This is a genomic window from Pseudomonas guariconensis (genome assembly GCF_024127895.1).
Classification (GTDB): Bacteria; Pseudomonadota; Gammaproteobacteria; order Pseudomonadales; family Pseudomonadaceae; genus Aquipseudomonas; species Aquipseudomonas guariconensis_B.
Map to the genome: position 1 here is coordinate 27,914 of NZ_JAMYBK010000028.1, position 26,274 is coordinate 54,187.

General features: G+C 66.1%; 20 protein-coding genes. 5 read left to right on the forward strand and 15 right to left on the reverse strand.

Annotated elements, in window-relative coordinates:
• Positions 1 to 140: 140 nt before the first annotated feature.
• On the reverse strand, positions 141 to 1,550 hold the full coding sequence (gene mapR, locus NJF35_RS21385) for a GntR family transcriptional regulator MpaR (RefSeq protein WP_253091456.1): 1,410 nt from the start codon (positions 1,548 to 1,550) through the stop codon (positions 141 to 143).
• Between the two features lie 119 nt (positions 1,551 to 1,669).
• The gene (locus NJF35_RS21390) at positions 1,670 to 1,909 is read right to left on the reverse strand and encodes a DUF3203 family protein (protein WP_225789039.1); all 240 of its coding nucleotides are present in this window, start codon (positions 1,907 to 1,909) and stop codon (positions 1,670 to 1,672) included.
• A 268-nt stretch (positions 1,910 to 2,177) separates the two neighbouring features.
• Here NJF35_RS21390 and NJF35_RS21395 point away from each other — a divergent pair, with 268 nt between their 5' ends.
• On the forward strand, positions 2,178 to 2,705 hold the full coding sequence (locus NJF35_RS21395; protein ID WP_225789040.1) for an MgtC/SapB family protein: 528 nt from the start codon (positions 2,178 to 2,180) through the stop codon (positions 2,703 to 2,705).
• 536 nt (positions 2,706 to 3,241) lie between these two features.
• On the opposite strand, the gene NJF35_RS21400 is transcribed toward NJF35_RS21395, so the two are convergent.
• From NJF35_RS21400 to NJF35_RS21410, 3 genes are read right to left on the reverse strand one after another with little or no spacing between them, the layout of a single operon-like run.
• A complete protein-coding gene (locus NJF35_RS21400) occupies positions 3,242 to 4,141 on the reverse strand; it encodes a hydroxymethylglutaryl-CoA lyase (protein WP_225789041.1) in 900 nt (299 codons plus the stop codon).
• A gap of 20 nt (positions 4,142 to 4,161) precedes the next feature.
• Positions 4,162 to 4,563, reverse strand: a complete 402-nt coding sequence (locus NJF35_RS21405) for a MerR family transcriptional regulator (RefSeq protein ID WP_225789042.1) — start codon at positions 4,561 to 4,563, stop codon at positions 4,162 to 4,164.
• Positions 4,564 to 4,617: 54 nt separating this feature from the next.
• On the reverse strand, positions 4,618 to 5,502 hold the full coding sequence (locus tag NJF35_RS21410) for a helix-turn-helix domain-containing protein (protein ID WP_225789043.1): 885 nt from the start codon (positions 5,500 to 5,502) through the stop codon (positions 4,618 to 4,620).
• A 169-nt stretch (positions 5,503 to 5,671) separates the two neighbouring features.
• Here NJF35_RS21410 and pobA point away from each other — a divergent pair, with 169 nt between their 5' ends.
• Positions 5,672 to 6,859, forward strand: a complete 1,188-nt coding sequence (pobA, locus tag NJF35_RS21415; RefSeq protein WP_225789044.1) for a 4-hydroxybenzoate 3-monooxygenase — start codon at positions 5,672 to 5,674, stop codon at positions 6,857 to 6,859.
• A gap of 34 nt (positions 6,860 to 6,893) precedes the next feature.
• Here pobA and NJF35_RS21420 read toward each other — a convergent pair whose 3' ends face one another.
• A complete protein-coding gene (locus tag NJF35_RS21420; protein WP_225789045.1) occupies positions 6,894 to 7,538 on the reverse strand; it encodes an ankyrin repeat domain-containing protein in 645 nt (214 codons plus the stop codon).
• A 169-nt stretch (positions 7,539 to 7,707) separates the two neighbouring features.
• Here NJF35_RS21420 and NJF35_RS21425 point away from each other — a divergent pair, with 169 nt between their 5' ends.
• Positions 7,708 to 8,589: a LysR substrate-binding domain-containing protein gene (locus NJF35_RS21425; protein ID WP_225789046.1), complete on the forward strand. Its 882-nt coding sequence runs from the start codon at positions 7,708 to 7,710 to the stop codon at positions 8,587 to 8,589.
• Between the two features lie 41 nt (positions 8,590 to 8,630).
• Here the strand turns inward: NJF35_RS21425 and NJF35_RS21430 are convergent, their stop codons facing one another.
• The 5 genes from NJF35_RS21430 to NJF35_RS21450 form a co-directional block, all read right to left on the reverse strand.
• Positions 8,631 to 10,004 (reverse strand): APC family permease, encoded by a 1,374-nt coding sequence (locus tag NJF35_RS21430; protein WP_410900334.1) that lies wholly within the window; start codon positions 10,002 to 10,004, stop codon positions 8,631 to 8,633.
• Positions 10,005 to 10,234: 230 nt separating this feature from the next.
• Positions 10,235 to 11,425, reverse strand: a complete 1,191-nt coding sequence (locus NJF35_RS21435; RefSeq protein ID WP_317235061.1) for a carbohydrate porin — start codon at positions 11,423 to 11,425, stop codon at positions 10,235 to 10,237.
• A gap of 179 nt (positions 11,426 to 11,604) precedes the next feature.
• Entirely contained in the window at positions 11,605 to 14,022 is a 2,418-nt protein-coding gene (locus NJF35_RS21440; RefSeq protein WP_253091458.1) for a glucose/quinate/shikimate family membrane-bound PQQ-dependent dehydrogenase, read from the reverse strand.
• 186 nt (positions 14,023 to 14,208) lie between these two features.
• Positions 14,209 to 14,562 (reverse strand): cupin, encoded by a 354-nt coding sequence (locus NJF35_RS21445; protein ID WP_253080231.1) that lies wholly within the window; start codon positions 14,560 to 14,562, stop codon positions 14,209 to 14,211.
• A gap of 138 nt (positions 14,563 to 14,700) precedes the next feature.
• Positions 14,701 to 15,312, reverse strand: a complete 612-nt coding sequence (locus NJF35_RS21450) for a LysE family translocator (protein ID WP_225789051.1) — start codon at positions 15,310 to 15,312, stop codon at positions 14,701 to 14,703.
• A 102-nt stretch (positions 15,313 to 15,414) separates the two neighbouring features.
• Here NJF35_RS21450 and NJF35_RS21455 point away from each other — a divergent pair, with 102 nt between their 5' ends.
• Entirely contained in the window at positions 15,415 to 16,389 is a 975-nt protein-coding gene (locus tag NJF35_RS21455; RefSeq protein ID WP_253091459.1) for a GlxA family transcriptional regulator, read from the forward strand.
• A 172-nt stretch (positions 16,390 to 16,561) separates the two neighbouring features.
• On the opposite strand, the gene NJF35_RS21460 is transcribed toward NJF35_RS21455, so the two are convergent.
• Positions 16,562 to 17,422, reverse strand: coding sequence for a CAP domain-containing protein (locus tag NJF35_RS21460; protein ID WP_253080232.1), 861 nt, complete (start codon positions 17,420 to 17,422; stop codon positions 16,562 to 16,564).
• 260 nt (positions 17,423 to 17,682) lie between these two features.
• Here NJF35_RS21460 and NJF35_RS21465 point away from each other — a divergent pair, with 260 nt between their 5' ends.
• Complete coding sequence (locus NJF35_RS21465) at positions 17,683 to 19,851, forward strand: TonB-dependent receptor (protein ID WP_225789054.1); 2,169 nt, start codon at positions 17,683 to 17,685, stop codon at positions 19,849 to 19,851.
• Between the two features lie 169 nt (positions 19,852 to 20,020).
• Here the strand turns inward: NJF35_RS21465 and NJF35_RS21470 are convergent, their stop codons facing one another.
• The 3 genes from NJF35_RS21470 to mexE are packed head-to-tail and all read right to left on the reverse strand — an operon-like array spanning position 20,021 to position 25,866.
• Positions 20,021 to 21,436: an efflux transporter outer membrane subunit gene (locus tag NJF35_RS21470; protein ID WP_253091460.1), complete on the reverse strand. Its 1,416-nt coding sequence runs from the start codon at positions 21,434 to 21,436 to the stop codon at positions 20,021 to 20,023.
• Positions 21,433 to 24,612, reverse strand: a complete 3,180-nt coding sequence (locus NJF35_RS21475) for an efflux RND transporter permease subunit (RefSeq protein ID WP_225789056.1) — start codon at positions 24,610 to 24,612, stop codon at positions 21,433 to 21,435. The genes NJF35_RS21470 and NJF35_RS21475 overlap by 4 nt, the downstream gene beginning before the upstream one ends.
• A gap of 12 nt (positions 24,613 to 24,624) precedes the next feature.
• Positions 24,625 to 25,866 (reverse strand): multidrug efflux RND transporter periplasmic adaptor subunit MexE, encoded by a 1,242-nt coding sequence (mexE, locus tag NJF35_RS21480; protein ID WP_225789057.1) that lies wholly within the window; start codon positions 25,864 to 25,866, stop codon positions 24,625 to 24,627.
• Positions 25,867 to 26,274: the final 408 nt, after the last annotated feature.

The window sequence follows — 26,274 nt, forward strand, 5'->3', positions numbered from 1 at the left end:
GGCGCCTTGGCCGAACACCCAAGCCACTCGCCAAAAGAGAACGTATTTCCGAGACAGGACACTAGGGCGTTTTGGGGGCGCTGTCAGCCGAACGTTCCCTGTGCCCCAGCGCAGCCCGAAGGGTCGTGTAATCCCTGCTGTCAAAACGATCGTGCGATCCGCCCCAGGGTTGCCATCGCCTGCTCCGCGCCATCGCTCCAGGGGCTGCCATAGTTCAGGCGGATGCAGTTGCCAAAGCGCCGGGTGGGCGAGAAGATCGGCCCCGGGGCGATACTGATACCCTGGGCCAGGGCCATGTGGAACAGCTTGAGCGCATCCATCCGTTCGGGCAGCTCCAGCCACAGGAAGTAGCCGCCTGTGGGCTGGCTGACCCGGGTCTGGGCCGGCAGGTGGCGGGCGATGGCGGCGAGCATGCTGGCCTGTTGCCCTTCCAGGGCGTACCGCAACTTGCGCAGGTGACGGTCATAGCCGCCATGCTGCAGGTAGTCGGCAATCGCCGCCTGGGCTGGCATCGATGCACACAGCGAGGTCATCAGCTTGAGCCGCTCGATCTTGCGGGCGAAGCGTCCGGCGGCCACCCAGCCGATGCGGTAGCCCGGTGCGAGGCTCTTGGCGAAGGAGCCGCAGTGCATCACCAGGCCTTCGCTGTCGAAGGCCTTGGCCGGCTTGGGCGCCTGCTGCGAGTAATAGAGTTCGGCGTAGACATCGTCCTCGATCAACGGCACCTGGTGGCGGCGCAGCAGCTCGACCAGTGCCTGTTTCTTCGCCTCCGGCATGCTGGCGCCCACCGGGTTCTGGAAGTTGGTCATGCACCACACGGCCTTGACCGGATGCTGCTCCAGGGCTTGCGCCAGGGCGTCCAGGTCCATGCCTTCGCGTGGTTGCACCGGGATCTCCACGGCCTTGAGCTTGAGCCGCTCCAGCACCTGCAGGCAGGCGTAGAAGGCCGGCGCCTCGATGGCCACCAGATCGCCAGGTTCGGTGCCCGCCTGCAGACACAGGTTCAGGGCCTCCAGGGCGCCGTTGGTGATCAGCAGTTCCTCCATCGGCAACATCAATCCGCCAACCATGTAGCGCAGGGCGATCTGCCGGCGCAGCTGCGGGTTGCCCGGCGACAGGTCGCTGACCACCATGTGCGGGTCCATGGCCCGGCTGGCGCTGGCCAGGGAGCGTGCCAGGCGTTGCAGCGGGAACAGCCCCGGGCTGGGGAAGGCCGAGCCGAACGGCACGGTGTGCGGGTCCTTGATCGAGTCGAGGATGGAGAACACCAGGTCGCTGACGTCCACGTCGGTGGAGCCGCCGGCCGGCGCCAGGGCCTGGGGCTCGCTGAACTGGCGGGGCGCATGGGCATTGACGAAATAGCCCGAGCGCGGCCGGGCGCGGATCAGCCCACGGCGCTCGAGCAGGTAGTAGGCCTGGAACACCGTGGACGGGCTGACCCCGTGGGTTTGGCTGGCATAGCGTACCGATGGCACGCGCTGGCCCGGGCCGAGCACCCCGGAGCGGATCAGTTCGGCAATGTCGTCGGCGAATCGTTCGTAGCGTTTCATTGTGGCTGGGCCAGGCGGGGTGAAGGGCGTAGGAATGCCGCCCGGCCCAGGCAGTATGAGGTGTGCCCTGTTTTCAGTACAGACTCAGTTTGCGCGATGAAAACCGTATCAGATTGTCGCTAGATCACCGAGCCTGGCGTGCTGGCCTTCAGGTGCCGGCGGCTGTCCAGCGCGCCTGCGACGGTGAGGGCATCGGCCTCGGCTTCGGTGATCGGCACGCGCTGGCCGGCGAGCAGCGCCACGGACATGCGCAGTTGCTCGTCGGTGACGATCTCGATATCCGGGCCATCGCCCTCGATGCGCAGGTCTTCGCCGATCAGGGTGCAGCGGCGGGTGCTTTCGTCGATTTCAACGGGCATGGCGGGTTCCTCCTGGTGGCGGTCATTGGTTGTGACCGCGCAGGCATTGGGGTTGCTGCATCGTTCCGCTCGGCGGATCCGGTCGCACTCCCGGGTAGCGGTATGGTCAACGTCTTAAAGCCGTGCGGGCTCTTTCGCGGGCAAGCCCGCTCCCACATGGCCTTTGCAAACCGCATCATGTTGGCCGACTCGGAACCTGTGGGAGCGGGCCTGCCCACGAAGGGGCCCGCAACGGCCCTGGTGCGTTGCCCGATACGAGAGGGTTTCCATGGATATCTGGCCCACGGTATGGCAGGCCATTCAAGCCGAGTTCGCCGACATCGCCGACGAGCGCGAGGTCACGCAGATCCTCGTGCGCCTGCTGATGGCGGCGCTGCTGGGCGCGGTACTGGGCTTCGAGCGCGAGCACAAGGGCAAGTCCGCCGGCGTGCGCACCCATATGCTGGTGTCGCTGGGGGCTGCGTTGTTCGTGCTGGCGCCGAGCATGGCCGGGGCCGACGAACAGGCACTCAGCCGGGTGATCCAGGGGATCGTCGCCGGTATCGGTTTCCTCGGTGCCGGCACCATCCTCAAGGGCAACGGGCAGGACACCAGCCACGTGAAGGGGCTGACCACCGCCGCTGGGTTATGGATGACCGCTGCCATCGGTACCGCCGCCGGCATGGGCCGCGAGGCCACGGCGCTGATCAGTACGGTCATGGCACTGCTGGTGCTGGGCACCATGCCGCTGCTGGTGGACAAGCTGGAAGGGGAGAATGGGGAGAAGCAGGAGGAAGAGGAGGGCGGGAAGCACTGAGGGGAGCCGAAGCTCCCCTCAAAGCGTTGTTGCCTGCTCTTTTTTATTATTGGAGACCGGCTTGTTGTTGTTTTTGTCAGCCCGTGCCTCGGTGTAGCGGGAGGCCCCCATCCGGGGCCAAGAGCAAACGTATTTTTTTGAGCGCTGACCTGCTTTCATCATTGCTGATCCGACCCTGACCGTCGCTACCTCGTGGTAGTTTTATTGTTCTGTGCCAGGTCGCGGGGGCATGCCCCCTGGAATGCATGTCTACTCCAAAAAAATCTGCTTGCTACGCCTCTGCCGTGTTGTTCTTGTTATGTCAGAGCCGTCATCTGTTGTTTTTATTGGGTGTCACGTTTTTGTTCTTGTTATGCCAGAAGATATAGCAGGTGCCGTGCCAACTTTTTTAATTCCTTTAAAATCAATAGCTTGCTGTGTTTGGCGAAAATCGCACCACCTGAAAATCTGTCGAATTGTTTCCCTGTTACCCGATTTTTCGCTGCCAGGTGTGTGGGCGGTAACACTCACCCACACCTATGTGACACCCGTATGACTCACTGCGCGCTGCGTGCCCGTGCCACCCGCGAGCCGTTGGCCCGGCCCAGCACGTCGCTGATGCGCTGGCCGGCGGCGATCAGCCGTTGCAGGTCGATGCCGGTGTCGATACCCAGCCCCTGCATCAGGTACACCACATCCTCGGTGGCCACGTTGCCGGTGGCACCCTTGGCATAGGGGCAGCCGCCCAGGCCCGCCACGGAGCTGTCGAACACCCGGATGCCTTCGAGCAGGCTGGCATAGACATTGGCCAGTGCCTGGCCATAGGTGTCGTGGAAATGCCCGGCCAGCCGCTCGCGCGGTACCTGCGTCGAGACCACCTCGAACAGGCGCCGGGCCTCGCCGGCGGTGCCGGTGCCGATGGTGTCGCCCAGCGACACCTCGTAGCAGCCCATGTCATGCAGGGCCCGGGCCACCGGGGCGACCTGCTCGGCGCTGACCTTGCCTTCATAAGGGCAGCCGAGTACGCAGGACACATAGCCGCGCACCTGGATGCCATGGCTACGTGCGGCCTCCATGATCGGTTCGAAGCGCTTGAGGCTGTCGCTGATCGAGCAGTTTATGTTGCGCTGGGAGAATGCCTCGGACGCAGCGGCGAACACCGCCACTTCCTTCACGCCCGCTGCCAGGGCGTCCTCGAAACCGCGCAGGTTGGGGGCCAAGGCCGCGTAGGTGACGCCGGGACGTTGCTGGATACCGGCGAACACCTCGGCGGAGCCGGCCATCTGCGGTACCCACTTGGGCGAGACGAAGCTGCCCACCTCGATATAGGAGAGCCCGGCCTCGCTGAGGTCGTCCACCAGGCGCACCTTGTCGGCGACGCTGATGGGCTGGGCTTCGTTCTGCAGGCCGTCGCGTGGGCCGACTTCGACCAGGCGGACGTTCTTGGGCAATGACATGGCGGGCTTCCTGTGGCGGGTCAACGGTTGGCGTTCTGCGTGTTCAAGGTGGCGGCCAGGGCCTGTTCGCAGCGCTCCTGGGCGGTGTCCAGCTCCAGGTGCATCTGCTGGATGTCGAGCATCTGCTGTTCCAGCTGGGCGCGGCGTTCGGCGATCTTCGCCAGCATGCTGTTGAGCTGCTTGAGGTTGCCGCTGCTGGGGTCGTACAGCTCGATCAGCTCGCGGCATTCGGCCAGGGAGAAGCCGATGCGCTTGCCGCGTAGGATGAGTTTTAGGGTGACCTTGTCACGTGCCGAGTAGATGCGCTCCAGGCCGCGGCGCTCCGGGCTCAGCAGGCCCTGTTCCTCGTAGAAGCGGATCGCGCGGGTGGTGATGTCCAGTTCGCGGGACAGGTCGGAAATGCTGTAGGTCTGGCTGCTCATGCTCGGGCTCGAAAGAGGGTATGGCAGTAACCTAAATGCAGGTTGACGTATACGTCAAGCAGGCGCGTGCCGTGCCGACTGTCGATAACCCTTGGGCGTCTGCCCGCTCAGGCGCTTGAAGAAGCGCGCGAAGTAGGTCGGGTCGCTGAACCCCAGGCTGTCCGACAACTGGCCGATGCTCATGCGCGTATACACCAGGTTGCGCCGGGCCTCGAGCAACAGGCGCTGGTGCACGACCTGCAACGCGCTCTGCCCGGCCAGGTCCCGGCATAGCTGGTTGAGGCGCAGGCTGGAGACCCCCAGGCGGGCGGCGAAAGTGTCCACCGAGAGGTGCTCGCGGTAGTGCGCCTCGACCAGGCGCAAGTAGCGACCGAGCAGTTGCCGATCACGTTCGTCGCGGTTGCGCGGCAGTTGGCCGGACTGCTGGCGACGGCTGATCCAGACCATCAGCGCGGTCACCAGCGCCTGCAGCATCGCTGCCCGGGAGGGGGCGTTGCCCTGGTATTCCTGTTGCAGCGTGTCGATCAGGGCATGCAGCCGATGGCGGTCGCTGCCCAGCGGGTAGCAGGTGGCCGACGCCAGCACGGCCAGCGGTGCGCCCAGGCGTTGCTCCAGGTCCGCCACCAGCGCCGTGCCGAAGGTCAGGACATGCCCCTGGATATCGGCGCTGAAACGAAAACCATGCACGGTCAGCGGCGGCACCACCTGGATGGCCGCTTCGCAGATCTCGCTGCGCTTTCCCTCGATCTCCACCTGGGCCTGGCCGCGCTGCACGTACAGCAGCTGGAACAGCTCGGCGTGGCGATGGGGCTTGATCTCCCAGTGGTGCAGGCGGCTACGTGCCGGGATCGACTCGCAGTGCAGCAGGTCGGTCCCCGGCCAGGTGTGGTTCTCGCCATAGAGCTGGAACAGCGGGACACCGGGGAGGCTCGACATCATGCGCGTACCTGTCCGTTAATCGAACACAATATGTAAAAGTGCAGGTAATCCATGGAATATCACACTTAATGGCCGATTCTTGATCGTAAAAATGCAGGGGCAAACCCTAACAGCAGATGCCTGGTCACTGCCAGTCGCAGGCCGGCATCGACACGACGAGACAACAACAATGAAGACTCAGGTTGCAATCATCGGCGCCGGCCCGTCTGGCCTGCTGCTCGGCCAGCTGTTGCACAAGGCCGGTATCGACACGCTGATCCTCGAGCGCCAGACGCCCGACTACGTGCTCGGGCGCATCCGTGCCGGGGTACTGGAGCAGGGCACGGTCGAGCTGTTGCACGAGGCGGGGGTGGCCGCGCGCATGGCGCGTGAAGGGCTGGTCCACGAAGGGGTCGAGCTGCTGGTCGGCGGCCGTCGCCAGCGCTTGGATCTCAAGGCACTGACCGGCGGCAAGACGGTCATGGTCTATGGCCAGACCGAGGTCACCCGCGATTTGATGCAGGCTCGCCAGGAGAGCGGGGCGCCGATCATCTACTCGGCCAGCAACGTGCGACCCCATGGGCTGGAAGGCGTGCATCCGTACCTGACGTTCGAGAAGGATGGCCAGGTGCATCGCGTCGACTGCGACTACATCGCCGGTTGCGACGGCTTTCACGGCGTGTCGCGCCAGAGCATCCCCGACGGTGTGCTCAAGCATTACGAACGGGTCTATCCGTTCGGCTGGTTGGGCCTGCTGGCCGATACGCCACCGGTCAACCACGAACTGATCTACGCCCACCACGAACGCGGTTTCGTACTGTGCAGCCAGCGCTCCCAGACCCGCAGCCGCTACTACCTGCAGGTACCGCTCGGCGAGCGGGTCGAGGACTGGAGCGACCAGCGTTTCTGGGACGAGCTCAAGACACGCCTGCCCGAGGACGTGGCGGCGCGACTGGTCACCGGCCCTGCGCTGGAAAAGAGCATCGCCCCGTTGCGCAGCCTGGTGGTCGAACCGATGCAGCATGGCCGGCTGTTCCTGGTCGGCGACGCCGCCCACATCGTCCCGCCCACCGGCGCCAAGGGCCTGAACCTCGCGGCCTCGGACGTGAACTACCTGTACCGGATCCTGGTCAAGGTCTATCGCCAGGGGCGTACCGACCTGCTGGCGCAGTACTCGCCGCTGGCCTTGCGGCGGGTGTGGAAGGGCGAGCGCTTCAGCTGGTTCATGACCCAGTTGCTGCATGATTTCGGCGAGCACAAGGATGACTGGGACCGGAAGATGCAAGAGGCCGACCGCGAGTATTTCCTGGGGTCGCCGGCTGGCTTGGCGAACATTGCCGAGAACTACGTGGGCTTGCCGTTCGAGGTGGTGGAGTAGGGCGGGGCTTGCCGGCGATGGGCGCGAAGCGGCCCTATCTCTCCAGCACCTGCACCATCTGCTGGTAACCCCGCTGCCGTGCATGCTCCAGCGCAGTGACACCATCCTTGTCGGCGATGGCCGGATCGGCCCCGGCGGCCAGCAGCCGGCGGACGATCTCCACATGGCGCGGGCCGCCATCGCCGAGGATCACCGCCTCCAGCAGGGCCGTCCAGTGCAGGCGGTTGAGGTGGTCCACGTCGACACCGGCGTCGATCAGCATCTGCACGGTCTGCACATGGCCGCGCTCGGCGGCGGGAATCAGCGCGGTACCGCCGTAGCGGTTGGTGCTCTCGAGGTCGGCGCCATGGTCCAGGGTCAGGCGCAGGATCTGGTCCAGGCCACGGGCGCCAGCATACAGGTAGGGGCTGTCGTGGATGTTGTCCTTGGCATTGACGTCGGCACCGGCCTCGATCAGCGCCTTGGCCGCCTGCACCTGGTTGGCCTGGGTCGCCACCAGCAACGCGGTGCGGCCCTGGGCATCGCGTGCCTCCAGGGGCGCGCCCTGGTCGAGCAATTGGGTGATGGCAGCTGTGTCGCCACGCTGGGCGGCCCCGTGCAGCCGGGTATCCAGGGCAGCGGCCCCGGCGTGGGCGACCAGGCTGGTGAACAGGGCAAGCAGAAGAACAGGCAGGCGCATGCGACGGGCTCCAAGGTGACGAGGCTTCATCCTAGGCAACCCGTGCAGCGGCTAGAAGTGAATTATCCGGATGACAGGCAGTGCGCTTTCGAATACCGGCCAGGCCGGTTGCCCGGCAGGGATGGCCGTGCTAGAAGTCAGGCTTGTCATTCAGAAGTTGAATGTGAACATGTCTATCAGCGTTAAATCGAATAGGGCTCTGTTCGACCTCGACCTGCTGCGCGCCATCGTCGTGGTGGCCGACTGCGGCAGCTTCACCACCGCAGCGGCGCGCTTGCACTCGACCCAGTCGACCATCAGCCAGAAAGTCCGCCGCCTGGAGGACATGGTTGGCCACCGCCTGCTGGTACGCGGCAACCGCGACGTGCTGCCCACCGACGCCGGCCAGACCCTGCTCGGTTACGCCCGGCACATGCTGGCGCTGAACGACCAGATGCTCGAGGCGCTGGCCGGGGCCATGGTCGGTGTGACCGTACGCCTGGGCGTACCCGAGGATTTCGTCGGCGGCCGTACCACCAATGCCCTGTCGGCGTTCAGCCGGCGCCATCCGCAGGTCAAGCTGGAAGTCACCAGCGGCCTGTGCCGCGACCTCAGCCAGGCCTACGACAACGGCGAGCTCGACCTGGTGCTGCTCAAGCAGCGGCGCAACAGCCGGGAGGGCGTAGCCTGCTGGCCGGAGCGCCTGCAATGGATCGACAGTGCGCGGATGCCGTCGTTCGAGCTCGACCCCATCCCCCTGGTGACCTTCCCCCCCCGTGGGCTGTACCGCGACGACATGATCACCGCCATCGAAGGCATGGGGCGGCGCTGGCGTATCAGTTTCACCAGTTCGAGCCTCAGCGGCATCCAGGCGGCGGTGGCCGATGGCATGGGCATCAGCCTGCTGCCGCCACGTGCCGCCACCGGTGAGCACCGGGTGCTGGGGGCCCAGCAAGGGCTGCCGGAGGTGGACAGCTACGAGATCGTCGTGGTGCACCGGCCGACGGCCGACGCGATGGTCAAGTCGCTGGCCGAGGTGCTCATGGAGCTGCTTGCGGCGCATGCGATCTGAGAACAGGTAGGAATTGGGGCCGCATAGCGGCCCCAAGACGGCTACAAAGGCTCAGGCCTGAACAGCGGCTTCTTCATCACCCCCTTGATCCAAACCACGGCGATCAACGACACCACCGCCAGCACCAGGCCCGCGGCGCCGAAGATCTGGGCGCTCATGTCCGGGCTGGGCGAGGCATTCCAGATCGCGTACAGCATGCCGCCGATGCCGAACAGCTGCGGCAGCGGGTAGAACGGCGTGCGGAACGGGCGCTCCAGGTGCGGGTAGCGATGGCGCAGGGCGATGACGTCGAGGTGAACGATGATGTAGGCCAGCAGCCAGGCCAGGGCAGCGGAAAGCAGCAGCAGGTTGATCGCGGCGGCATCCTGGCCCATCAGCAGGATCGGCAGGCCGGTGATCGCCGCGACGAACAGCACGGCCACCCAAGGTGTGCGCGCTCGCGGGCTGAGCTGCTTGAACTGAGGAAAGGCCTGGCCGTTGCACGCCATGCCGTAGAGCATCCGCGGGATGGCCGCCAGCGAGGTGTTGAGGGTGCTGCAGGTGGCGGTGACCGCGGCGATCACCAGGAACGCCTCGCCGGTCTTGCCGAACACCGTGGTGGCGAACAGGTAATGGGGCAGGGCATCGCTGCCCAGAGCGTGCTGCGGTACCAGGAACAGCGCGCCCAGGCCGTACAGGGCGATGGTGGCGAAGATCACCGTGAGGCCGATGATCATCGAGCGTGGGATGTTGCGCTCGGGCTTGCGCGTCTCCTCCACCAGCGAGCAGACGAACTCGGCGCCGACGAAGCCCCATACCGCCAGGGCCGTCAGGGCCAGTACCCCTGCGCCCATGGGGTTCCAGTCGCCCTGCAGCAACGTGGTGGTGGTGCCGCTGGCATGGCCTTCGGCGATCGCCGCGATGCCCAGGATCAGCAGGACCACGACCATCACCACGGCCATGGCGTTCTGCAGCTTGGCGAAGACGTCGATGCCCATCAGGTTGAGCACGGTGAACAGGCCGAGCACCGCGAAGGCCACGCTGAACGGCGGGAACACGCCGGGGTAGACCTTGCCGACGATCAGGTCGAGCAACAGCAGCTCGGCCGAGAGGGCGAACATGGCCACCACCACATAGCCGGAAAAGGTCGCCAGGATCGCCGGAAAATGCCCCAGGGCCACTTCGGTGTAGCTCGACAGGCTGCCGGCGCGAGGCACCAGCAGGGCCAGTTCGGAGAACGAGCAGGCGTAGCTCAGCGCCAGCAGGTAGGCCAGCCCCAGCGGCACGATGAAACCCAGGCCGGCGGCGCCGACGCCTTGCAGCATCATCACCATCACCCCCTGGGACACCACCAGGCCGACCGCCACCGCGAGCAGCGACCCCAGCCCCAGGACCCGGCGGAAGCCGGCTTGATTCGCCTGCGCGGTGGCAGGCACGGACGCACTTGCACTCATGATGTTTCCCCGCTCGTTGTTGTTGTAGTCGCGGCAGATACTGGAGCAGGGGGCGGGATCGGAAAATTATTAAAAATGTGTTCGTTGCACAGGAAAAAACTGGGTAGGCAGGGGGCCATTGCGGGCCAGCCCCGATGCCAGGTAGTTAGGCGGCGCTTTGTCATTATTGGGGCTGCAAGGCAGCCCCACCTCCCAAAGGCCCCTACAAGGGTTCAGAAGGTCGCCTTGACCTGCAACCCCACCACCAGTGCGTTGTCGATGCTCTGCCCGGAGAATGCCCCCGGCTCGATGATGTACTGCACATCCGGGCGCAGGTTCAGCCAGGGCGTGGCCTGGTAGCCATAGCTCAGCTCGATCAACTGTTCGGCGCTGTCCAGGTCGGGGAAGTCCTGGCCGGCCTCTAGTGCGGCGTCCTGCAGTACGTCGCGGCTACGCGGGTTGGGCACGGCGCGGCCATAACCCAGCGCCAGGGTATCGCGCGGGCGCCCTGCGAACGGCTGGTACAGCACCACGCCGGCGCCATACCAGCGGGTGAATGGCGAGGCGGCCTTGCTCGAGGCCGAGTACTGGCCGAAGGCATGCAGGCGACGGCCCGGTAAACCTGGATCGTTCCACACGGCCTGGTCGACCAGCAGGTAGTGCCCGCCACGGCCGGCGACCTCCTTGTCGCTGCCGATGCGCTGCACGTTCGAGCTGTCGTAGTAGTAGCCGAGCTTGTACTCGCCCGGCAGTTCGCCCTGCAGCGTGTACACCAGCTCCACCGGGACCACGGTGCCTGTGCTGTGCTTGGGCCCCAGGTGCCAGGCGCGGCTGGAGTTGCCGTTGCTTTCTGGATCGACGTTGAACGCCGCTACGCGCAACTGCCAGGACGGCGAGAAATCGTATTTGACCCGCACGCCCAGGTGGGCGTTGGGGTAGTTGGTCCAACCGCTGCCGCCGGACATGTTCAGCGGATGGCCGCAGAAGCCGGCGTTCATGAAATTGCACAGGATGCCGCTGTCCAGGCCGCCCAGGTCGTTGCCCATGGCCATGTAGCCAAGCTTGACGTTGAGTGCCGGGGTGAAGAGGGTGCGCTCGTAGCTCAGCTCGGTCAGGCGGGTATAGAGGCCGCCGTAGTTTTCCTGGATCGGCAGGCGGTTGCCCACCAGGTCCTCGGAGGCGCTGTTGCCGCGGCGGTCGTTGATGGTCAGCTGGACCTTGCCGCCGTTGTCCAGGCCGTACAGCCTGGAGAGGTCGAACTGCACGCCGAGCTTGAGGTTCTGCGAATAGCGCGCCGAGCGGTGCAGGCCGCCGTGGGCGTTGTAGGCGGTTTCGCCGCTGTAGTCGCCGGTGAAGGTGATGCCGTCCTCCACGAGTTGGTGACGCAGGCCGCCCCAGTCGCCGGTCATGGTGCTACGGGTCATGAGGTTGCCGTCGGCCAGGGCGGGGGGGGCTGGCCAGGGCCAGCAGAAGGGCGGTGGGGGTATAGCGAAAAGCGCGGGACATTGCGAAATCTCGGGTGATCTGTGAAGGCGCCATCGCCGGCAAACCGCCCCCCACAAGCTGTGGAGAGCAGGTTTGCCGGCGATGGGGGTAACGCGGTCTATGGCAGTGCGTAGGCCATGACATAGTCGCCACGGTCGGTCGACTGGCGCGCGCCGCCAGCGGTGACCACGACGTACTGCTTGCCGGTCTTCGGCGACACATAGGTCATCGGGCCGCCCTGGCTGCCGACTGGCAGGCGAGCCTTCCAGATCTCCTTGCCGTTACCGCTGTCGAAGGCGCGCAGGTAGAAGTCCTGGGTGCCGGCGATGAACACCAGGCCGCCCTGGGTCGACAGGGTACCGCCGAGGGTCGGCAGGCCGATCTTGATCGGCAGGTGCATGCGGATACCCAGTGGGCCGGTGTCCTCGACGGTGCCGACCGGCACCTGCCAGGCGATCTGCCGGGTCTTCATGTCGATGGCGGTGAGGGTGCCGAAGGGTGGTGCCTGGCACGGGATGCCGGCCACCGAGAGGAAGCGGTTCTTGTTCACCGCATACGGGGTGCCTTTGAGCGGCACGGCGCCCATGCCGGTGTTCAGTGCCTCGCCACCGGAGGCGGCCTGGCCCTGGTTCTGCGAGGGGATCATCTGGATCCACAGGCCCAGGCGCATGTCGTTGACGAAGATGAAACCGTGCACCGGGTCGGTGGAGATACTGCCCCAGTTCATGCCGCCCAGCGAGCCGGGGAAGCTCAGCGACAGGTCGGTGCCTGGCGCGGTGTACAGCCCATCGTAGCGCATCTTCTTGAAGTCGATGCGGCACAGCAGTTGGTCGAACGGGGTGGCGCCCCACATGTCCGACTCGGTCAGGGTCTGCGCGCCGATCTGCGGCATGCCCACCGAGCGTGGCTGGGTTGGCGCGTAAGGCTCGTTAGGGATGTTGCCCGGCTTGACCGGCACTTCGTCGACTTGGGTCAGCGGCTGGCCAGTGGCGCGATCGAGCACGTAGATCTGCCCGGCCTTGGTGCCGATCACCAGGGCGGGCACGGTCTTGCCGTCGTCCTTGGTGAAGTCGATCAGGCTCGGCTGCATCGGCAGGTCGAAGTCCCACAGGTCGTTGTGCACGGTCTGGTACACCCACTTTTCGTTACCCGTAGTGGCGTCCAGGGCCAGCACCGAGGCGCCGTAGGTGTGGTCCAGTTTGCTGCGCTCCACGCCGTAGATGTCGGTGGACGAGGAGCCCATCGGCAGGAACACGGTGTTCATCGCCGGGTCGTAGGACATCGGTGCCCAACTGTTGGGGGTGCTGCGCACGTAGGTGCTGCCTTCGGCCGGGGCGTTGCGATCGTCCGGGTTGCCCGGGTCGAAAGCCCAGCGCATGGCCCCGGTGATCACGTCGAAACCACGGATCACGCCGCCTGGCATGTCGGTCTGGACGTTGTCGGCGACACGGCCGCCGACCACCACGGTGGTACCGGCCATCAGCGGTGCGGAAGACAGCTGGTAGTAGGAATCCGGCACGTCACCCAGGCCGGCTTTCAGGTCGACCTGGCCGTTGTTGCCAAAGCCCTGGCAGAACGCGCCGGTATCGGCATCGACGGCGATCAGGCGGCCGTCGATGGTGTTGGTCAGCAGGCGGCGCTGGCAGTTGGCGCTGGCCGGTACGCTGGCCACGGTGATCGGCGAGCTGTTCGGCTGGGTCGGCTGGGCGATCGGCGCGGTGGCGTCGAAATAGGCCATGCCACGGCAGCGCTGCCAGACCTTGGACTGGGCATTGATCTCGTTCTTCCACAGCTCTTTGCCAGTGTCGGCATCGAGCGCGATCAGGTTGTTGTGCGGGGTGCAGATGAACACCTTGTCGCCGACCTGCAGTGGGGTCAGCTGGTCCTCGGCGCCATTGCCGTCGCTGATGGCCACGTCACCGGTGTTGTAGGTCCAGGCGACCTGCAGCTTGTCGACATTGCCGCGGTTGATCTGGTCCAGGGCGGCGAAGCGGCTGCCACCTTCGGTATTGCCGTAGTGGGCCCAGTCCTTCTGCGCCTTGCCAGGCTCGACCGGGGTCAGGCCCGGGCCGTTGCCGGTCGGCGCAACGCTCGGGTGAGCGACGAACATGTTGCCCGCGGCAACCACCAGCGCCACCGCCAGCACCCCGGCCACGCCGTAGGCACCCCGGCCGGCGCTGGCGCCGTTGGCGCGCACCAGCATCGGGTAGACCAGCGCCACCACCAGGCCGATCGCGCCGAACATGAACAGCCGCGAGAACAACGGCCAGAACTCAAGGCCGGCGTCGATCACGGCCCAGATCGCCGTGCCGACCAGGAAGGCGGCGAACAGCCAGGCCCCGGCCGGCTTGCGGCGAGCGATGAGGATACCGGCGAGGGCCATGGCCAGGCCGCCGATCAGGAAGTACCAGGAGCCGCCCAGGTCGGCCAGCTTGATGCCGCCGACAGCCAGGAGGAGGCCGAGCAGGGCGATGATAACGCCCAGGCCGACCAGGATGAATGTCGAGGCGCCAGAGGCGCGCGGTGTGTGCTTCATTGCAGGAGTTTTCGCAGGTGGACTGCGCCCAGTTTATGCCCTTAGCAAGCTAATTAACAAGTTGGTACATAATTTCGTGAGGCTGATTGTCGCAGATGGAAAAGGGCTGCGATGATGCTAAAAGCTTGTATCGGGCTGCGAAAAGTATAGAAGACGTTGGGTTCGTGAGTGTCTTGGCGCTGTGAACTATTTGGCCTGATCCGTAGCCAGCGTTTGCTCGTAGAACACAGCCAGCCACACGGTGGTAGTACCGGCTTCGGTCCACTGCACCCGGTGTCGGCAGTGGGCCGGGATGTCCAGATGGTCGCCAGGGCGCAGCAGGCGTACCTCGGTCTCATGCTCCAGGCGCAGCCCCGCGCTGCCGCTGAGCAGCAGCACCCATTCGCCTTCGGGTTGGTCGTACCAGAAACCTGGCGGGCTGGCCTGGCCGCTGGAGACGATACGCTCGATGCGCAGGCCCGGGCGGCGCAGCAGGTCGTCGATCTGTTCGGCGGCCTGCGGATCGGGAGGGGGCAGGGCGGTGAACAGGTTGTCGGGCATGGCGCGGTCCTCGTCTTCCTGTCCTGATTGTAGGAGAGCTTCGTGGGTAGATCTTGGTGTTGGCCCGTCAGGAGATCGATCGAGGCCGCTGCGCGCCTCCAGATCTACAAAACGCCGCTTAACGAACCGGCCCCACCCTCAACGCCCCAGCGGCAAGGCCACGCCGATCAATGCGAACAAGCTCCCACAACTGCGGTTGAAGCCCCTGCCACCTTTGGCCAGCCAGGGCCGCACGCGAAACGCCAGGCGTGCCAACAGGTACTCGACAAGAAACTCCACGCTGGCGAAGGTCGCCGCCATGACCACGAACTGCAGCGCCAGCCCGCGCTGGGGGTCGATGAACTGCGGCAGGAAGGCGCCGTAGAACAGCAATACCTTTGGATTGGCCATGGCCGACAGGAAGCCCTGGCGGAACAGCCCTGCATTACCCAGGCGTGCCCCGCCGTCGGCCAGTTCCAGGCGCATCGCCGGGCTGCGCCACAGCTGGATGCCCAGCCATACCAGGTAGGCGCCGCCGACCCACTTGAGTACCTGCAGCAGCGAGGCCGAGGTGTGCAGCAGGGCGCTGAGGCCGAACATGGCCAAGGCGATCAGGGCGCTGAAGCCGAACACCCCGCCGACGATGGTGAACAGAGTGCGCCGGGCGCCGTACAGCGCGCCGTGGGTCAGGGCCAGCAGGCTGTTCGGGCCAGGGGTCAGCGACAGGCCGATGCTCGCCAGCAGGTAGATGAGCCAGGTATCCAGTGCCATGGGAAATGCCTTCGTGTTTCGGGTGGCGCCAGTCTAGGGGACGGCGGCCCGATCGAAGGGTAATATCTGGACATTCTTGAGTATTAACTGGACATGCCTGCCATGACCCCCGACATCCGTCTGTTGATCCTGCCGCTGCCGGAGTTCGCCTTGCTGCCGTTCGGTGCGTTCCTCGACAAGCTGCGTTTCAGCGCCGACGACGAGGACTACAGCCGTCAGCGCTACTGCAGTTGGACCTTGCTGGGCCTGACCGACGAGCCAGTGACCTCGAGCAGCGGGGCGGTGGTACAGGTCGACATGACACCCACGCAGCTCGACCTGCGCGGCTTCGACTACCTGGTGCTGTTCGGCGGGCGCAGTGCCGGTGCCACCGCAGCCCTGGCGCCGCGCTACAAGGCCCTGCTCAAGCGTGCCGCCAAGGCCGGGGTGAAGTTGGTGGGAGTGGACAACGGCGCCTTTCTGCTGGCGGCCTGCGGCTTGCTGGACGGCCACAAGGTGGTGGTGCACTGGCGCCACGAGGCGGAGTTCCGGGCCTCTTTTCCGCATCTGCAGGTGTTGCCCGAGCAGTTGTACTGTTTCGACGGTGCGCGTATCACCTGCGCAGGCGGCACCGCGGCCATCGACCTGGCGGTAGAATTGCTGTCCCGTGCCTGCGGCCGGGCGCGGGCGCTCAAGGGGCTGGCCGACATGCTGGTGGACGAGACCCGCGACAGTCGCCATGCCTTGCGCTCGCTGGAGGCCGGGGCAGGGCAGGGGCGCCAAGTGCAGCGGGCCACGGCGCTGATGCGCCACCACCTGGGGGCTCGGTTGTCGATCGAGGAGGTGGCGGCGCAACTGGGTGTCAGCCGGCGCCAGCTCGATCGCCAGTTCCAGGCCAGCCATGGCATGAGCGCCAAGGCCTGGTGGCTGGAGATGCGCCTGCAGCAGGCGCGTTGGCGGCTGCTCAACTCAAGCCATGGGCTGGCGCAGATTGCCGATGAGGTGGGGTTGGGGGATGCCAGCTACCTGGGCAAGTGCGTGCGGCGGCGGTTCGGCTGCTCGGCCCGGGCGTTGCGTAGGCATGGTGGCGGCGCATGAATCCATGCAGTTGGGGCCGCTTCGCGCCCCATCGCCGGCAAGCCGACTCCCACAGGGGGCTGCGGTGTTCACGAATCATGTGCCATGCAGAGGACTGTGTGGGGGGCTTGCCGGCGATGGGCTGCAAAGCAGCCCCGGGCTCGCGAAGAAACTCGCAGAGAACTTGCCTACTTTACTGCGGGGTGCCGAACAACCCGGTCCAGTAGATCCCGGCATCGCTCTTGGGGTCTACCGCATAGGCCGCGCCCAGTTCGCTGAAGTCCGGATTCATCAAGGTGGCGCAGTGCCCCGGGCTGGCCAGCCAGCCGTCGACCACCTTGCGCGGCGTGTCGCGGCCGGCGGCGATGGTCTCGCCGATCTGCCGGTACAGGTAGCCGGCCAGCTCCGCGCGATCGCCCGGGGTACGGCCGTCGTGGTCGATATGGTCGAAGAAGTTCTGGTTGGCCATGGCCCGCGTGTGGTTGGCGGCCACCCCGGCCAGGGTGTTGTTCCAGCCCAGGGCCGCAGCGGCGGCGAACGGTTGCCCGCCACACTGGCGCGGTACCTTGCGGGCGGCGTTGACTTCCTGCAGCAGCTTCTGGCCCTCTTGCTGCCAGTCGCCCAGGCGTGCGCTGAGCAACGGGCGGGCCAGAACGATGCGCCAGTCGCGGCCTTCCTGGCTGACGCCGATGTCGACGAACTGCGGGTCGAGCACCACTTGGCAGAAGCTCTCCTCGATGGCACCCATCGCCGCCCGGGCATCGCGCGGGCCCGACAGGCTGATGGCCTGGACATTGACCATCGGGTAGGCGGCGCGCGTCATGGCCTGCTGCAGGTCGCGGGTACCCTCCGGCGACAAGGCCAGGCGGGTGTCGCTGTTGAGCGGTGGCAACTCCAGCGAGGCCTCGCCGCCGCAGGGTTGGGCCTGGCTGCGGTAGGCATTGATCGAGTCGATCAGTTGCCCTTCTTCGCCGCTGAACGCCAGGGCGCTGGCGGACACGGCCAGCCCCAGCGACAGGGCGGCAAACCGGGCAACGGATGAGAGGACGCGCATGAAGATCTCCCTATGACTGGCAACGCCTAGGTGTGCGCTGCTCATCGTACACAAGCGCAGGGCTTTTGGCCCGGCCTTGTGTACGGCAAAAAACGGCCGGCAATCGATTGCGCGCGGCAAAAGGGGAAGTAGACCACTGGTCGCCGAGAAAGTGCAGTCATTTGCTAATAATTCGTAATTTCGGCTAGAAACAATACTCAGTCGCTGATGCGCGCTCATTTGCCAGGAAGGCCTCCACCCATTTGCACCAGGAGCCTTTCATGGCCCGAACCTGTCCTTCTCGTCCGACCTTGCTGGCCCTCTGCTGTTCCGTTGCCATCACCGCCCAGGGGGCCGATGGCCCCATCGAATTGGACCCCACCGCCGTCAGCGCCGACGCTGTCAAGGCCCCACCCGGCGCTCTGCCTGAGCCCTTCGCCGGTGGCCAGGTGGCCCGGGGCGGGCAGATGGGCGTGCTGGGCAACCAGGACATGATGGACGTGCCGTTCACCATGACCAGCTACACCTCGCAACTGATCGAGGAGCAACAGGCCGAGGACATCGGCGACGTGCTGCTCAACGACCCCTCGGTGCGCCAGTCGTTCGGCTTTGGCAACCAGTCGCAGATCTTCGTCATCCGCGGCTTGCCGCTCAATGGCGATGACGTGGCCTTCAACGGCCTGTACGGTGTGCTGCCACGGCAGATGATCGCCCCCGACGCGCTGGAGCGGGTCGAGGTGTTCAAGGGCCCCAACGCTTTCCTCAACGGTGCCAGCCCCACGGGCTCCGGCCTGGGCGGCAACGTCAACCTGCAGCCCAAGCGTGCCGGCGACACCCCGACCCGGCGCTACACCCAGGACATCAGCACCGATGGACGTCTGGGCGAGCACTTGGACCTCGGCCAGCGCTTCGGCGCCGACAACCACTTCGGCGTGCGCCTGAACCTGTCCCAGCGCGAGGGCGAGACCGCCGTCGACGACCAGAACCAGCGCAGCAAGCTGTTCGTCGCGGGCCTGGACTACCGTGGCGAGGCCCTGCGCCTGTCCGCCGACATCGGCTACCAGAAGCAGCGGGTCAACCACATGCGCAACTCGGTGCGCCTGAACGCGGGCCTGGATGACATCCCACGGGCACCCGACGCCGACCACAACTACGGGCAGAAGTGGGCCTGGACCGAGACCGAGGACACCTTCGGCATGCTGCGCGGCGACTACGCCTTCGACGACAACTGGAGCGGCTACCTGGCCGGCGGCGTCAAGCACACCCACGAGAACGGTTTCTACGGCACGCCGATCCTCACCGATGCCGGCACTGGCGCGGCCACCATCGGCGGTTCGAAGATCCCCCACAACGAGGACAACACCAGCTTCATGGGCGGCATCAACGGCCGTTTCCAGACCGGCCCGGTCAGCCACCAGCTCAATCTCGGCGCGGCGATCATCTGGACTCAGCAGGAAAACGCCTTCGTCTTCTACAACTCGCAGGCCACCAACCTCTACCGCACCGACCCACTGCCCAAGCCGACCACGCCGTCCTTCGTCGGCGGCAAGCTGGACGACCCGGGCGTGACCGGCAAGACCCGCAACCGCAGCATCGCGCTGTCCGACACCGTGGGCCTGTTCGACGACACCCTGCTGCTCACCGCTGGCGTGCGTCGCCAGCAACTGCGCGTGGAGGGCTATGCCTATGACGGCGAGGGCCCGGATGCCGGCCGTACGGCGTTCTACGACGAGTCGGTCACCACGCCGGTGTACGGCATCGTCTACAAGCTCAACCCGTCGATCTCGTTGTATGCCAACCGCATCGAAGGCCTGGCCCAGGGCCCGACCGCCTCGGGCGAGGTGGTCAACGCCGGCGAAGTCTTCCCGCCGGCCAAGACCAAGCAGATCGAGGCCGGCGTCAAGTTCGACTACCAGACCTTCGGCGCCAACCTGGCGCTGTTTCGCATCGAGCGCCCCACTGACGGCTTCGTCCAGGGCAACGTGTTCGTCCAGGATGGCGAGCAGGTCAACAAGGGCATCGAGCTGAGCGTGTTCGGCGAGCCAGTGCGGGGTTTGCGCCTGATGGCCGGCGGCACGCGCATGGACACCGAGCTGAAGAACACCCTGGACGGTGCCAACGATGGCAACCATGCGGTCGGCGTGCCGACCTTCCAGCTCAACGCCAGCGTCGACTGGGACGTCCCGGGCCTGGACGGAGTATCGCTCAATGCCCGCATGCTGCGTACCGGCGGGCAATACGCCGACCCGGCCAACAACCTCAGCCTGCCGACCTGGAACCGTTTCGACGTCGGCGCCCGCTACCGCTTCAAGGTGCAGGAAAAGGACATCACCCTGCGGGTCAACGTCGAGAACCTCAGCGACAAGAACTACTGGGCCTCGGCCAACGGCGGCTACCTGACCCAGGGCGATCCGCGCTTGGTCAAGTTCTCCGGCAGCATCGACTTCTGAGGGCGCCGCAAGCTTCAAGCCGATTGGCGCAGGATGTGATGCCTATGCCCGGCCCCCACAAGCGCCGCCTGCTTTTTCTTGCAGATAAAAAAAGCCCCGCAGACCAAGGCCGGCGGGGCAAGGCGGTTGGGGGAGGAGCCAACCAAAGGAGTCGTTGAGGCGTTGAAGGTCAGTGCGCGCTGGCCAGTGTCTCAGGCTGCCAGCCGCCACCGAGCGCCTTGTAGATGGCCACGATGCCCTGGTACAGCTCGACCTCGCCCTGGGCCTGGGCATCCTCGGCGCCCAGCCGTTCGCGCTCGGCATCGAGCAGCACCAGGTAGTCCACCGTCCCCTCGCGGTAGCGCACCGAGGCCAGGTCCGCCGCCTTGCGGCTGGCCTCGCTCTGGCGTATCAGCGCCAGCAGGCGTTGCTGGCGCTTGCCGTAATCGCTGAAGGCATTGGCCGACTCTTCCAGGGCCAGCAGCACCTGCTGCTCGTAGTTGGCCAGGGCGCCCTCGGCATCGGCCTTGGCGCCGCGCAGGCGGGCGCGCACGCTGCCCAGGTCGAAGGCCGCCCAGGTAATGCTCGGGCCCAGTGCCCAGGCATTGGCCGCCGACGAGCCGATCTGCGAACCACGGGCGGCGGTAAAGCCGAGAAAGCCGCTGAGGCTGACCCGGGGGAACAGGTCGGCGGTGGCCACGCCGACAGTGGCCGTGGCCGCGGCCAGTTGCCGTTCGGCGCTGCGGATGTCCGGGCGGCGGCGCAGCAGTTCGCCCGGGTCGCCCACCGGCAGGGCCTTGGTGATCGCCGGCAACTGCCGGGGCGAGAGGTCGACACCCAGGTTGTCGGGGCGCTGGCCAAGCAGGGTGGCGATGCGGTTGCGCGCGCGCACCTGCTCGGCCTGCAACTGCGGCACGGTGGCCTCGACGGCCGCCAGACGCGCATCGGCACGGACCACGTCCAGTTCGTTGCCGACCCCGGCATCGCGCAGGGTTTCGGTGATGCTGCGCGATTCCTGCTGGGTCTTGAGGTTGGCCAGGGCGATCTTTTCACGCAGCTGCGCACCACGCAGTTGGCCATAGGCGTCCACCAGCTCGGCGATCAGGCTGACCTGCAACTGCTGCAGATCGGCCGCGGCCGCGGCTTCCTGGGCTTCGCTGGCCTCGATCTGGCGTTGGATGCGGCCGAACAGGTCGAGCTCCCAGGCCATGTCCAGGCCCAGGTCATAGCGCTCGCTGTTGACCCGCCGCTCGGTCTGGCCTGGCACCTGGCCCTTGCCGATCTCGCTGCTGGCGCGGCTGGTGACCACCGGGAACGGGTCGTTCTCGGCATCCTCGCGGATCGCCCGTGCCGCCTTGAGCCGGGCGAAGGCCACGCGCAGGTCGCGGTTGCCTTGCAGCGAGGCCTGCACCAGCTGGTTCAGCACCGGGTCGTCGAACTGCTTCCACCACAGGCGCTCGAAGCGGTCGCGGTCGAAGGCCTTGGCCTGCACCGCGCTGTCGAAACGCGCAGGCTCGGTGGCCGGTGCCTGGTAGTCCGGGCCCACCGCGCAGGCCGCCAGGGCCAGCGCCAGCAGGCTCGGGGTCAGGGGTTTGAGCAGGTTCATGCATGGCTCTCCAGCGGTTGTGCGGGGGCGGCCTTGCGGGCCTGCCGGCGCTCGACGAAACGGCGGATCAGGAAGAAGAACACCGGGGTCAGGAACAGGCCGAACACGGTCACCCCGATCATCCCCGAGAACACCGCGACCCCCATGGCATGGCGCATCTCGGCACCGGCGCCGGAGGAGAACACCAGCGGCACCACCCCCATGATGAAGGCGATCGAGGTCATCAGGATCGGCCGCAAGCGCAGGCGGCAGGCTTCCAGTACCGCGGCCAGCGGGTCGAGGCCCTCGGCCTGCTTGTCCTTGGCGAACTCGACGATGAGGATGGCGTTCTTGCACGCCAGGCCCACCAGCACGATCAGGCCGATCTGGGTGAAGATGTTGTTGTCGCTGCCAGAGAGGATCACCCCGGTGATGGCCGACAGTAGGGTCATCGGCACGATCAGGATCACCGCCAGCGGCAGGCTCCAGCTCTCGTACTGGGCGGCCAGCACCAGGAAGGCCAGCAGCACGCAGAGCGGGAAGACGAACAGCGCGGTGTTGCCCGCCAGGATCTGCTGGTAGGTCAGGTCGGTCCATTCGAAGGTCATGCCGTTGGGCAACTCCTCGCGCAGCAGTTTCTCCATCGCCGCCTCGGCCTGGCCGGAGCTGTAGCCGGGCGCCGCGGCGCCGTTGATCTCGGCGGTGATGAAGCCGTTGTAGTGCATGACCCGGTCAGGCCCGGAGGTGTCGCTGACCTTGATGAAGGTCGCCAGTGGAATCATCTCGCCCAGGTTGTTGCGCACCTTCAACTGGCCGATCTGCTCGGCATCGAGGCGGAACTGCTGCTCGGCCTGGACGTTGACCTGGTAGGTACGGCCGAAGCGGTTGAAGTCGTTGGTGTACAACGAGCCCAGGTAGATCTGCAGGGTCTCGAAGATGTCGTTGATGGCCACGCCGTGGGTCTTGGCCTTCTCCCGGTCGATGGCGGCATCGACCTGCGGCACGTTGACCTGGTAGCTGGTGAACAGGCCCGCCAGTTCCGGCACCTCCTGGCTCTTGGCGATGATGTGCTGGGTCTCCTTGTACAGCGCCTCGTAGCCCAGGTTGCCGCGGTCCTCGATCTGCAGGCGGAAGCCGCCGATGGTGCCCAGGCCCTGCACGGGCGGTGGCGGGAAGATCGCGATGTAGGCGTCCTGGATGTCGGCGAACTTGGCGTTCAGCGCCGCGGCGATGGCAGCGGCCGACTGGCTCGGGTCCTTACGCTCGTCGAACGGCTTGAGCGGGGTGAACACGATGCCGCTGTTGGGGCTGTTGGTGAAACCGTTGATCGACAGGCCCGGGAAGGCCACCGAGTCGGCCACCCCCGGTTGTTCCAGGGCGATCTCGCTCATCTTCTTGATCACCGCCTCGGTGCGGTCGAGGCTGGCGGCATCCGGCAGTTGGGCGAAGGCCACCAGGTACTGCTTGTCCTGCGCCGGGACGAAGCCGGTCGGGGTGGACGAGAAGCCCAGGTAGGTCAGGCCCATGAGCCCGGCATAGACGAACAGGGCGATGCCGCTGGAGCGGATGACCCGGCGCACGCCGCCGACATAGCGGTTGCTGGCGCGATCGAAGAAACGGTTGAACGGGGCGAACAGCCAGCCGCCGAACAGCCGCTCGAGCAGGCGCGAGAAACGGTCCTTGGGCGCATGGTGTTCCTTGAGCAGCACGGCGGCCAAGGCCGGCGACAGGGTCAGCGAGTTGAACGCCGAGATCACCGTGGAAATGGCGATGGTCAGGGCGAATTGCTTGTAGAACTGCCCGGTGAGGCCGGAGATGAACGCCGCCGGCACGAACACCGCACACAGCACCAGGGCGGTGGCGATGATCGGCCCGGTCACTTCGCTCATGGCCTTCTGCGTCGCCTCCAGGGGCTTGAGGCCCAGGCCGATGTTGCGCTCGACGTTCTCCACCACGACGATGGCGTCGTCCACCACGATACCGATGGCCAGCACCAGGCCGAACAGCGACAGGGCATTGAGCGAGAAGCCGAACAGGTGCATCACCGCGAAGGTACCGATCAGCGAGACCGGCACGGCCATCAGCGGGATGATCGAGGCGCGCCAGGTCTGCAGGAACAGGATCACCACCAGCACCACCAGCACCAGGGCCTCGAACAGGGTGTGCACCACCGCCTCGATGGAGCCGCGGACGAACACGGTCGGGTCATAGACGATGCTGTAGTCCATGCCTTCGGGGAAGTCCTTCTTCAGCTCGGCCATCTTCGCCCGCACCTCGTCGGAGATCTCGATGGCGTTGGAGCCCGGGCGCTGGAAGATCGGAATGGCCACCGCCGGCTGGTTGTTCAGCAGCGAGCGCAGGGCGTACTGGCTGGAGCCCAGCTCGATGCGGGCGATGTCCTTCAGGCGGGTGATCTCGCCGTCGCTGCCGGCGCGGATGATGATGTTCTCGAATTCTTCCTCGTTGACCAGGCGGCCCTGGGTGTTGATCGACAGCTGGAAGCTGGTCGAGCCTGGGGCGGGCGGTGCGCCCAGCTGGCCGGCGGCGACCTGGCGGTTCTGCTCGCGGATCGCCGCGACCACGTCGCTGGCGGTCAGGTTGCGCGAGGCGGTCTTGTTCGGGTCGAGCCATACCCGCAGGGAGTAGTCGCCCATGCCGAACAGTTGCACGTCACCCACGCCGCCCAGGCGCGCCAGCTCGTCCTTGATGTTGAGGATGGCGTAGTTGGACAGGTACAGCATGTCGTAGCGGTCGTCCGGCGAGGTCAGGTGCACGACCATGGTCAGGTCGGGCGAGGCCTTGTCGACGGTGATGCCGATGCGCGTCACTTCCTCGGGCAGCTTGGGCTGGGTCCGGGTGACGCGGTTCTGTACCTGCACCTGGGCGTTGTCCAGGTCGGTGCCCAGGGCGAAGGTGATGGTCAGGGTCAGCTTGCCATCGGCGGTCGACTGGGAGGACATGTACAGCATGTTCTCGACGCCGGTGATGGCCTGCTCCAGGGGCGCGGCGACGGTCTCGCCGATCACCTTGGGGTTGGCGCCGGGGAAGTTGGCGCGCACCACCACGGTCGGCGGCACCACTTCAGGGTATTCGCTGATCGGCAACTGGAACAGCGAGATGCCCCCGGCGATCACCAGCACCAGCGAGAGGACGGCGGCGAAGATCGGCCGGGTGATGAAGAATTTCGAAAAGTTCATGGGTGTCGTTCCTTAACCGCGCGGTGCCTGGGCACTGGCGACTTTCACGCTGGAACCGGCCACCGCTGGCGCCGGGTTGCTGGCCTCCAGGGCCTGGCGCTGGCGGGCGAGGGTGGCGAGGGTTTCCTCGCTGGCCATCGGTGTTTCCTCGGGGGTGACCGGCGAGCCGGGGCGCACCCGCTGCAGGCCCTTGACCACGATGCGGTCGTCCTTGTGCAGGCCGTTGCGCACGATGCGCAGGCCTTCGAGTTTCGGGCCCAGCTCCACGGCGCGGTAGGTCGCCTTGTTGTCCTCGTCCATGACCAGCACGAACTTCTTGCCAAGGTCGGTACCCACGGCCTCGTCGTTGATCAGTACCGCCGAGTAGGTGGCGCTGCCGACCAGCTTCAGGCGCGCGTACAGGCCCGGGGTGAACTGGCCGTCGCGGTTGTCGAACACCGCCCGGCCACGGATGGTGCCGGTGCGCGGGTTGACCTGGTTGTCGACGAAGTTCATCTGGCCCAGGTGCGGGTTGCCAGCCTCGTTGGACAGGCCCAGGTACACCGGGGTGCTCTGGCCGCGCTGGCCGTTGCGGGCCAGTTGGCTGTACTTGAGGTAGACGCGCTCGTCGGCGTCGAAGTAGGCATACACCTTGTCGGTGGACACCACCGTGGTCAGCGGCGTGACGTCGGCGGTGACGATGTTGCCGGCGGTGTACTCGGCGCGGCTGACGCGGCCACTGATCGGCGCGGTGACACGGGTGAAGCTCAGGTTCAGGCGGGCCAGGTCCAGTTGTGCCTGGATCGCCGCGACACCGGCACGGGCTTCGGCGGCGGCGCTGCTGCGCGACTCGGCAAGCTCTGCGGAGATGGCGTTGCTGTCGCGCAGGCGTTCGCCACGGCGGGCCTCGTTCTCGCTGCGGATGGCGGTGGCGCGGGCCTGTTGCAACTGCGCCTCGAGGCGGCGGACCTCGGCCTGGAACGGGCGTGGGTCGATCTGGAACAGCAGGTCGCCTTGCTTGACCTGGGCGCCTTCGGTGAAGGCCACCTGGTCGATCTGCCCGGAGACGCGCGGGCGTACCTCGACGGTTTCCGGTGCTTCCAGGCGGCCGGTGAACTCGTCCCATTCATTGATCGGCTGTTCGATCACCTTGGCCACGCTGACCTTGGGCGCGGCGGGGGCCTGCGCGGCGTCCGGGGTTCGGCCGCAGGCACTGATCACCAGCACTGCCAGGACAGCGAGGGGATAGCGCAAGGGTTTGAGTGATTGTTCCATGGAGAACTCCGCCAATGTATAGAGATAGTGGGCGGATTCTGCGGGGCTGGCGCGTGGGGAACGAATCGAATGGGGCGAAGGTTATTATCACGCGCAATGATATGTCCGCTGGTGGGTAGGTCTGTTAGGAGTTCGGCGCCAAGGGCGTGCTCTATACACTGTGCGGGTTGGCGTTGGTGAACCTGGTTGCAGATCGTGCGCAGGCAGGACTGAGCTGGGGTTGAGGTTCCAGTCTAGTGGTGCCAGGGGCGGCGCTGTCTGTCAGCGGAGGATTTGGTGAACTTGCAGCCCCTTCGCGGAGGGTGTCAGAAATTTTGTGTTCGGGCATAACATGAGTAAGAGGTGCATGTATGCCAACCAAAAAGAAACCCTTGCGTGACCTGCCCAAAATCCCCAAAGAGCTGCTGG

Bases quoted from the DNA above. Each gene is read 5' to 3' on its own strand.
- mapR (WP_253091456.1), bottom strand. From the start codon at position 1,550: ATGAAACGCTACGAACGATTCGCCGACGACATTGCCGAACTGATCCGC.
- NJF35_RS21390 (WP_225789039.1), bottom strand. From the start codon at position 1,909: ATGCCCGTTGAAATCGACGAAAGCACCCGCCGCTGCACCCTGATCGGC.
- NJF35_RS21395 (WP_225789040.1), top strand. From the start codon at position 2,178: ATGGATATCTGGCCCACGGTATGGCAGGCCATTCAAGCCGAGTTCGCC.
- NJF35_RS21400 (WP_225789041.1), bottom strand. From the start codon at position 4,141: ATGTCATTGCCCAAGAACGTCCGCCTGGTCGAAGTCGGCCCACGCGAC.
- NJF35_RS21405 (WP_225789042.1), bottom strand. From the start codon at position 4,563: ATGAGCAGCCAGACCTACAGCATTTCCGACCTGTCCCGCGAACTGGAC.
- NJF35_RS21410 (WP_225789043.1), bottom strand. From the start codon at position 5,502: ATGATGTCGAGCCTCCCCGGTGTCCCGCTGTTCCAGCTCTATGGCGAG.
- pobA (WP_225789044.1), top strand. From the start codon at position 5,672: ATGAAGACTCAGGTTGCAATCATCGGCGCCGGCCCGTCTGGCCTGCTG.
- NJF35_RS21420 (WP_225789045.1), bottom strand. From the start codon at position 7,538: ATGCGCCTGCCTGTTCTTCTGCTTGCCCTGTTCACCAGCCTGGTCGCC.
- NJF35_RS21425 (WP_225789046.1), top strand. From the start codon at position 7,708: ATGTCTATCAGCGTTAAATCGAATAGGGCTCTGTTCGACCTCGACCTG.
- NJF35_RS21435 (WP_317235061.1), bottom strand. From the start codon at position 11,425: ATGACCCGTAGCACCATGACCGGCGACTGGGGCGGCCTGCGTCACCAA.
- NJF35_RS21440 (WP_253091458.1), bottom strand. From the start codon at position 14,022: ATGAAGCACACACCGCGCGCCTCTGGCGCCTCGACATTCATCCTGGTC.
- NJF35_RS21445 (WP_253080231.1), bottom strand. From the start codon at position 14,562: ATGCCCGACAACCTGTTCACCGCCCTGCCCCCTCCCGATCCGCAGGCC.
- NJF35_RS21450 (WP_225789051.1), bottom strand. From the start codon at position 15,312: ATGGCACTGGATACCTGGCTCATCTACCTGCTGGCGAGCATCGGCCTG.
- NJF35_RS21455 (WP_253091459.1), top strand. From the start codon at position 15,415: ATGACCCCCGACATCCGTCTGTTGATCCTGCCGCTGCCGGAGTTCGCC.
- NJF35_RS21460 (WP_253080232.1), bottom strand. From the start codon at position 17,422: ATGCGCGTCCTCTCATCCGTTGCCCGGTTTGCCGCCCTGTCGCTGGGG.
- NJF35_RS21465 (WP_225789054.1), top strand. From the start codon at position 17,683: ATGGCCCGAACCTGTCCTTCTCGTCCGACCTTGCTGGCCCTCTGCTGT.
- NJF35_RS21470 (WP_253091460.1), bottom strand. From the start codon at position 21,436: ATGAACCTGCTCAAACCCCTGACCCCGAGCCTGCTGGCGCTGGCCCTG.
- NJF35_RS21475 (WP_225789056.1), bottom strand. From the start codon at position 24,612: ATGAACTTTTCGAAATTCTTCATCACCCGGCCGATCTTCGCCGCCGTC.
- mexE (WP_225789057.1), bottom strand. From the start codon at position 25,866: ATGGAACAATCACTCAAACCCTTGCGCTATCCCCTCGCTGTCCTGGCA.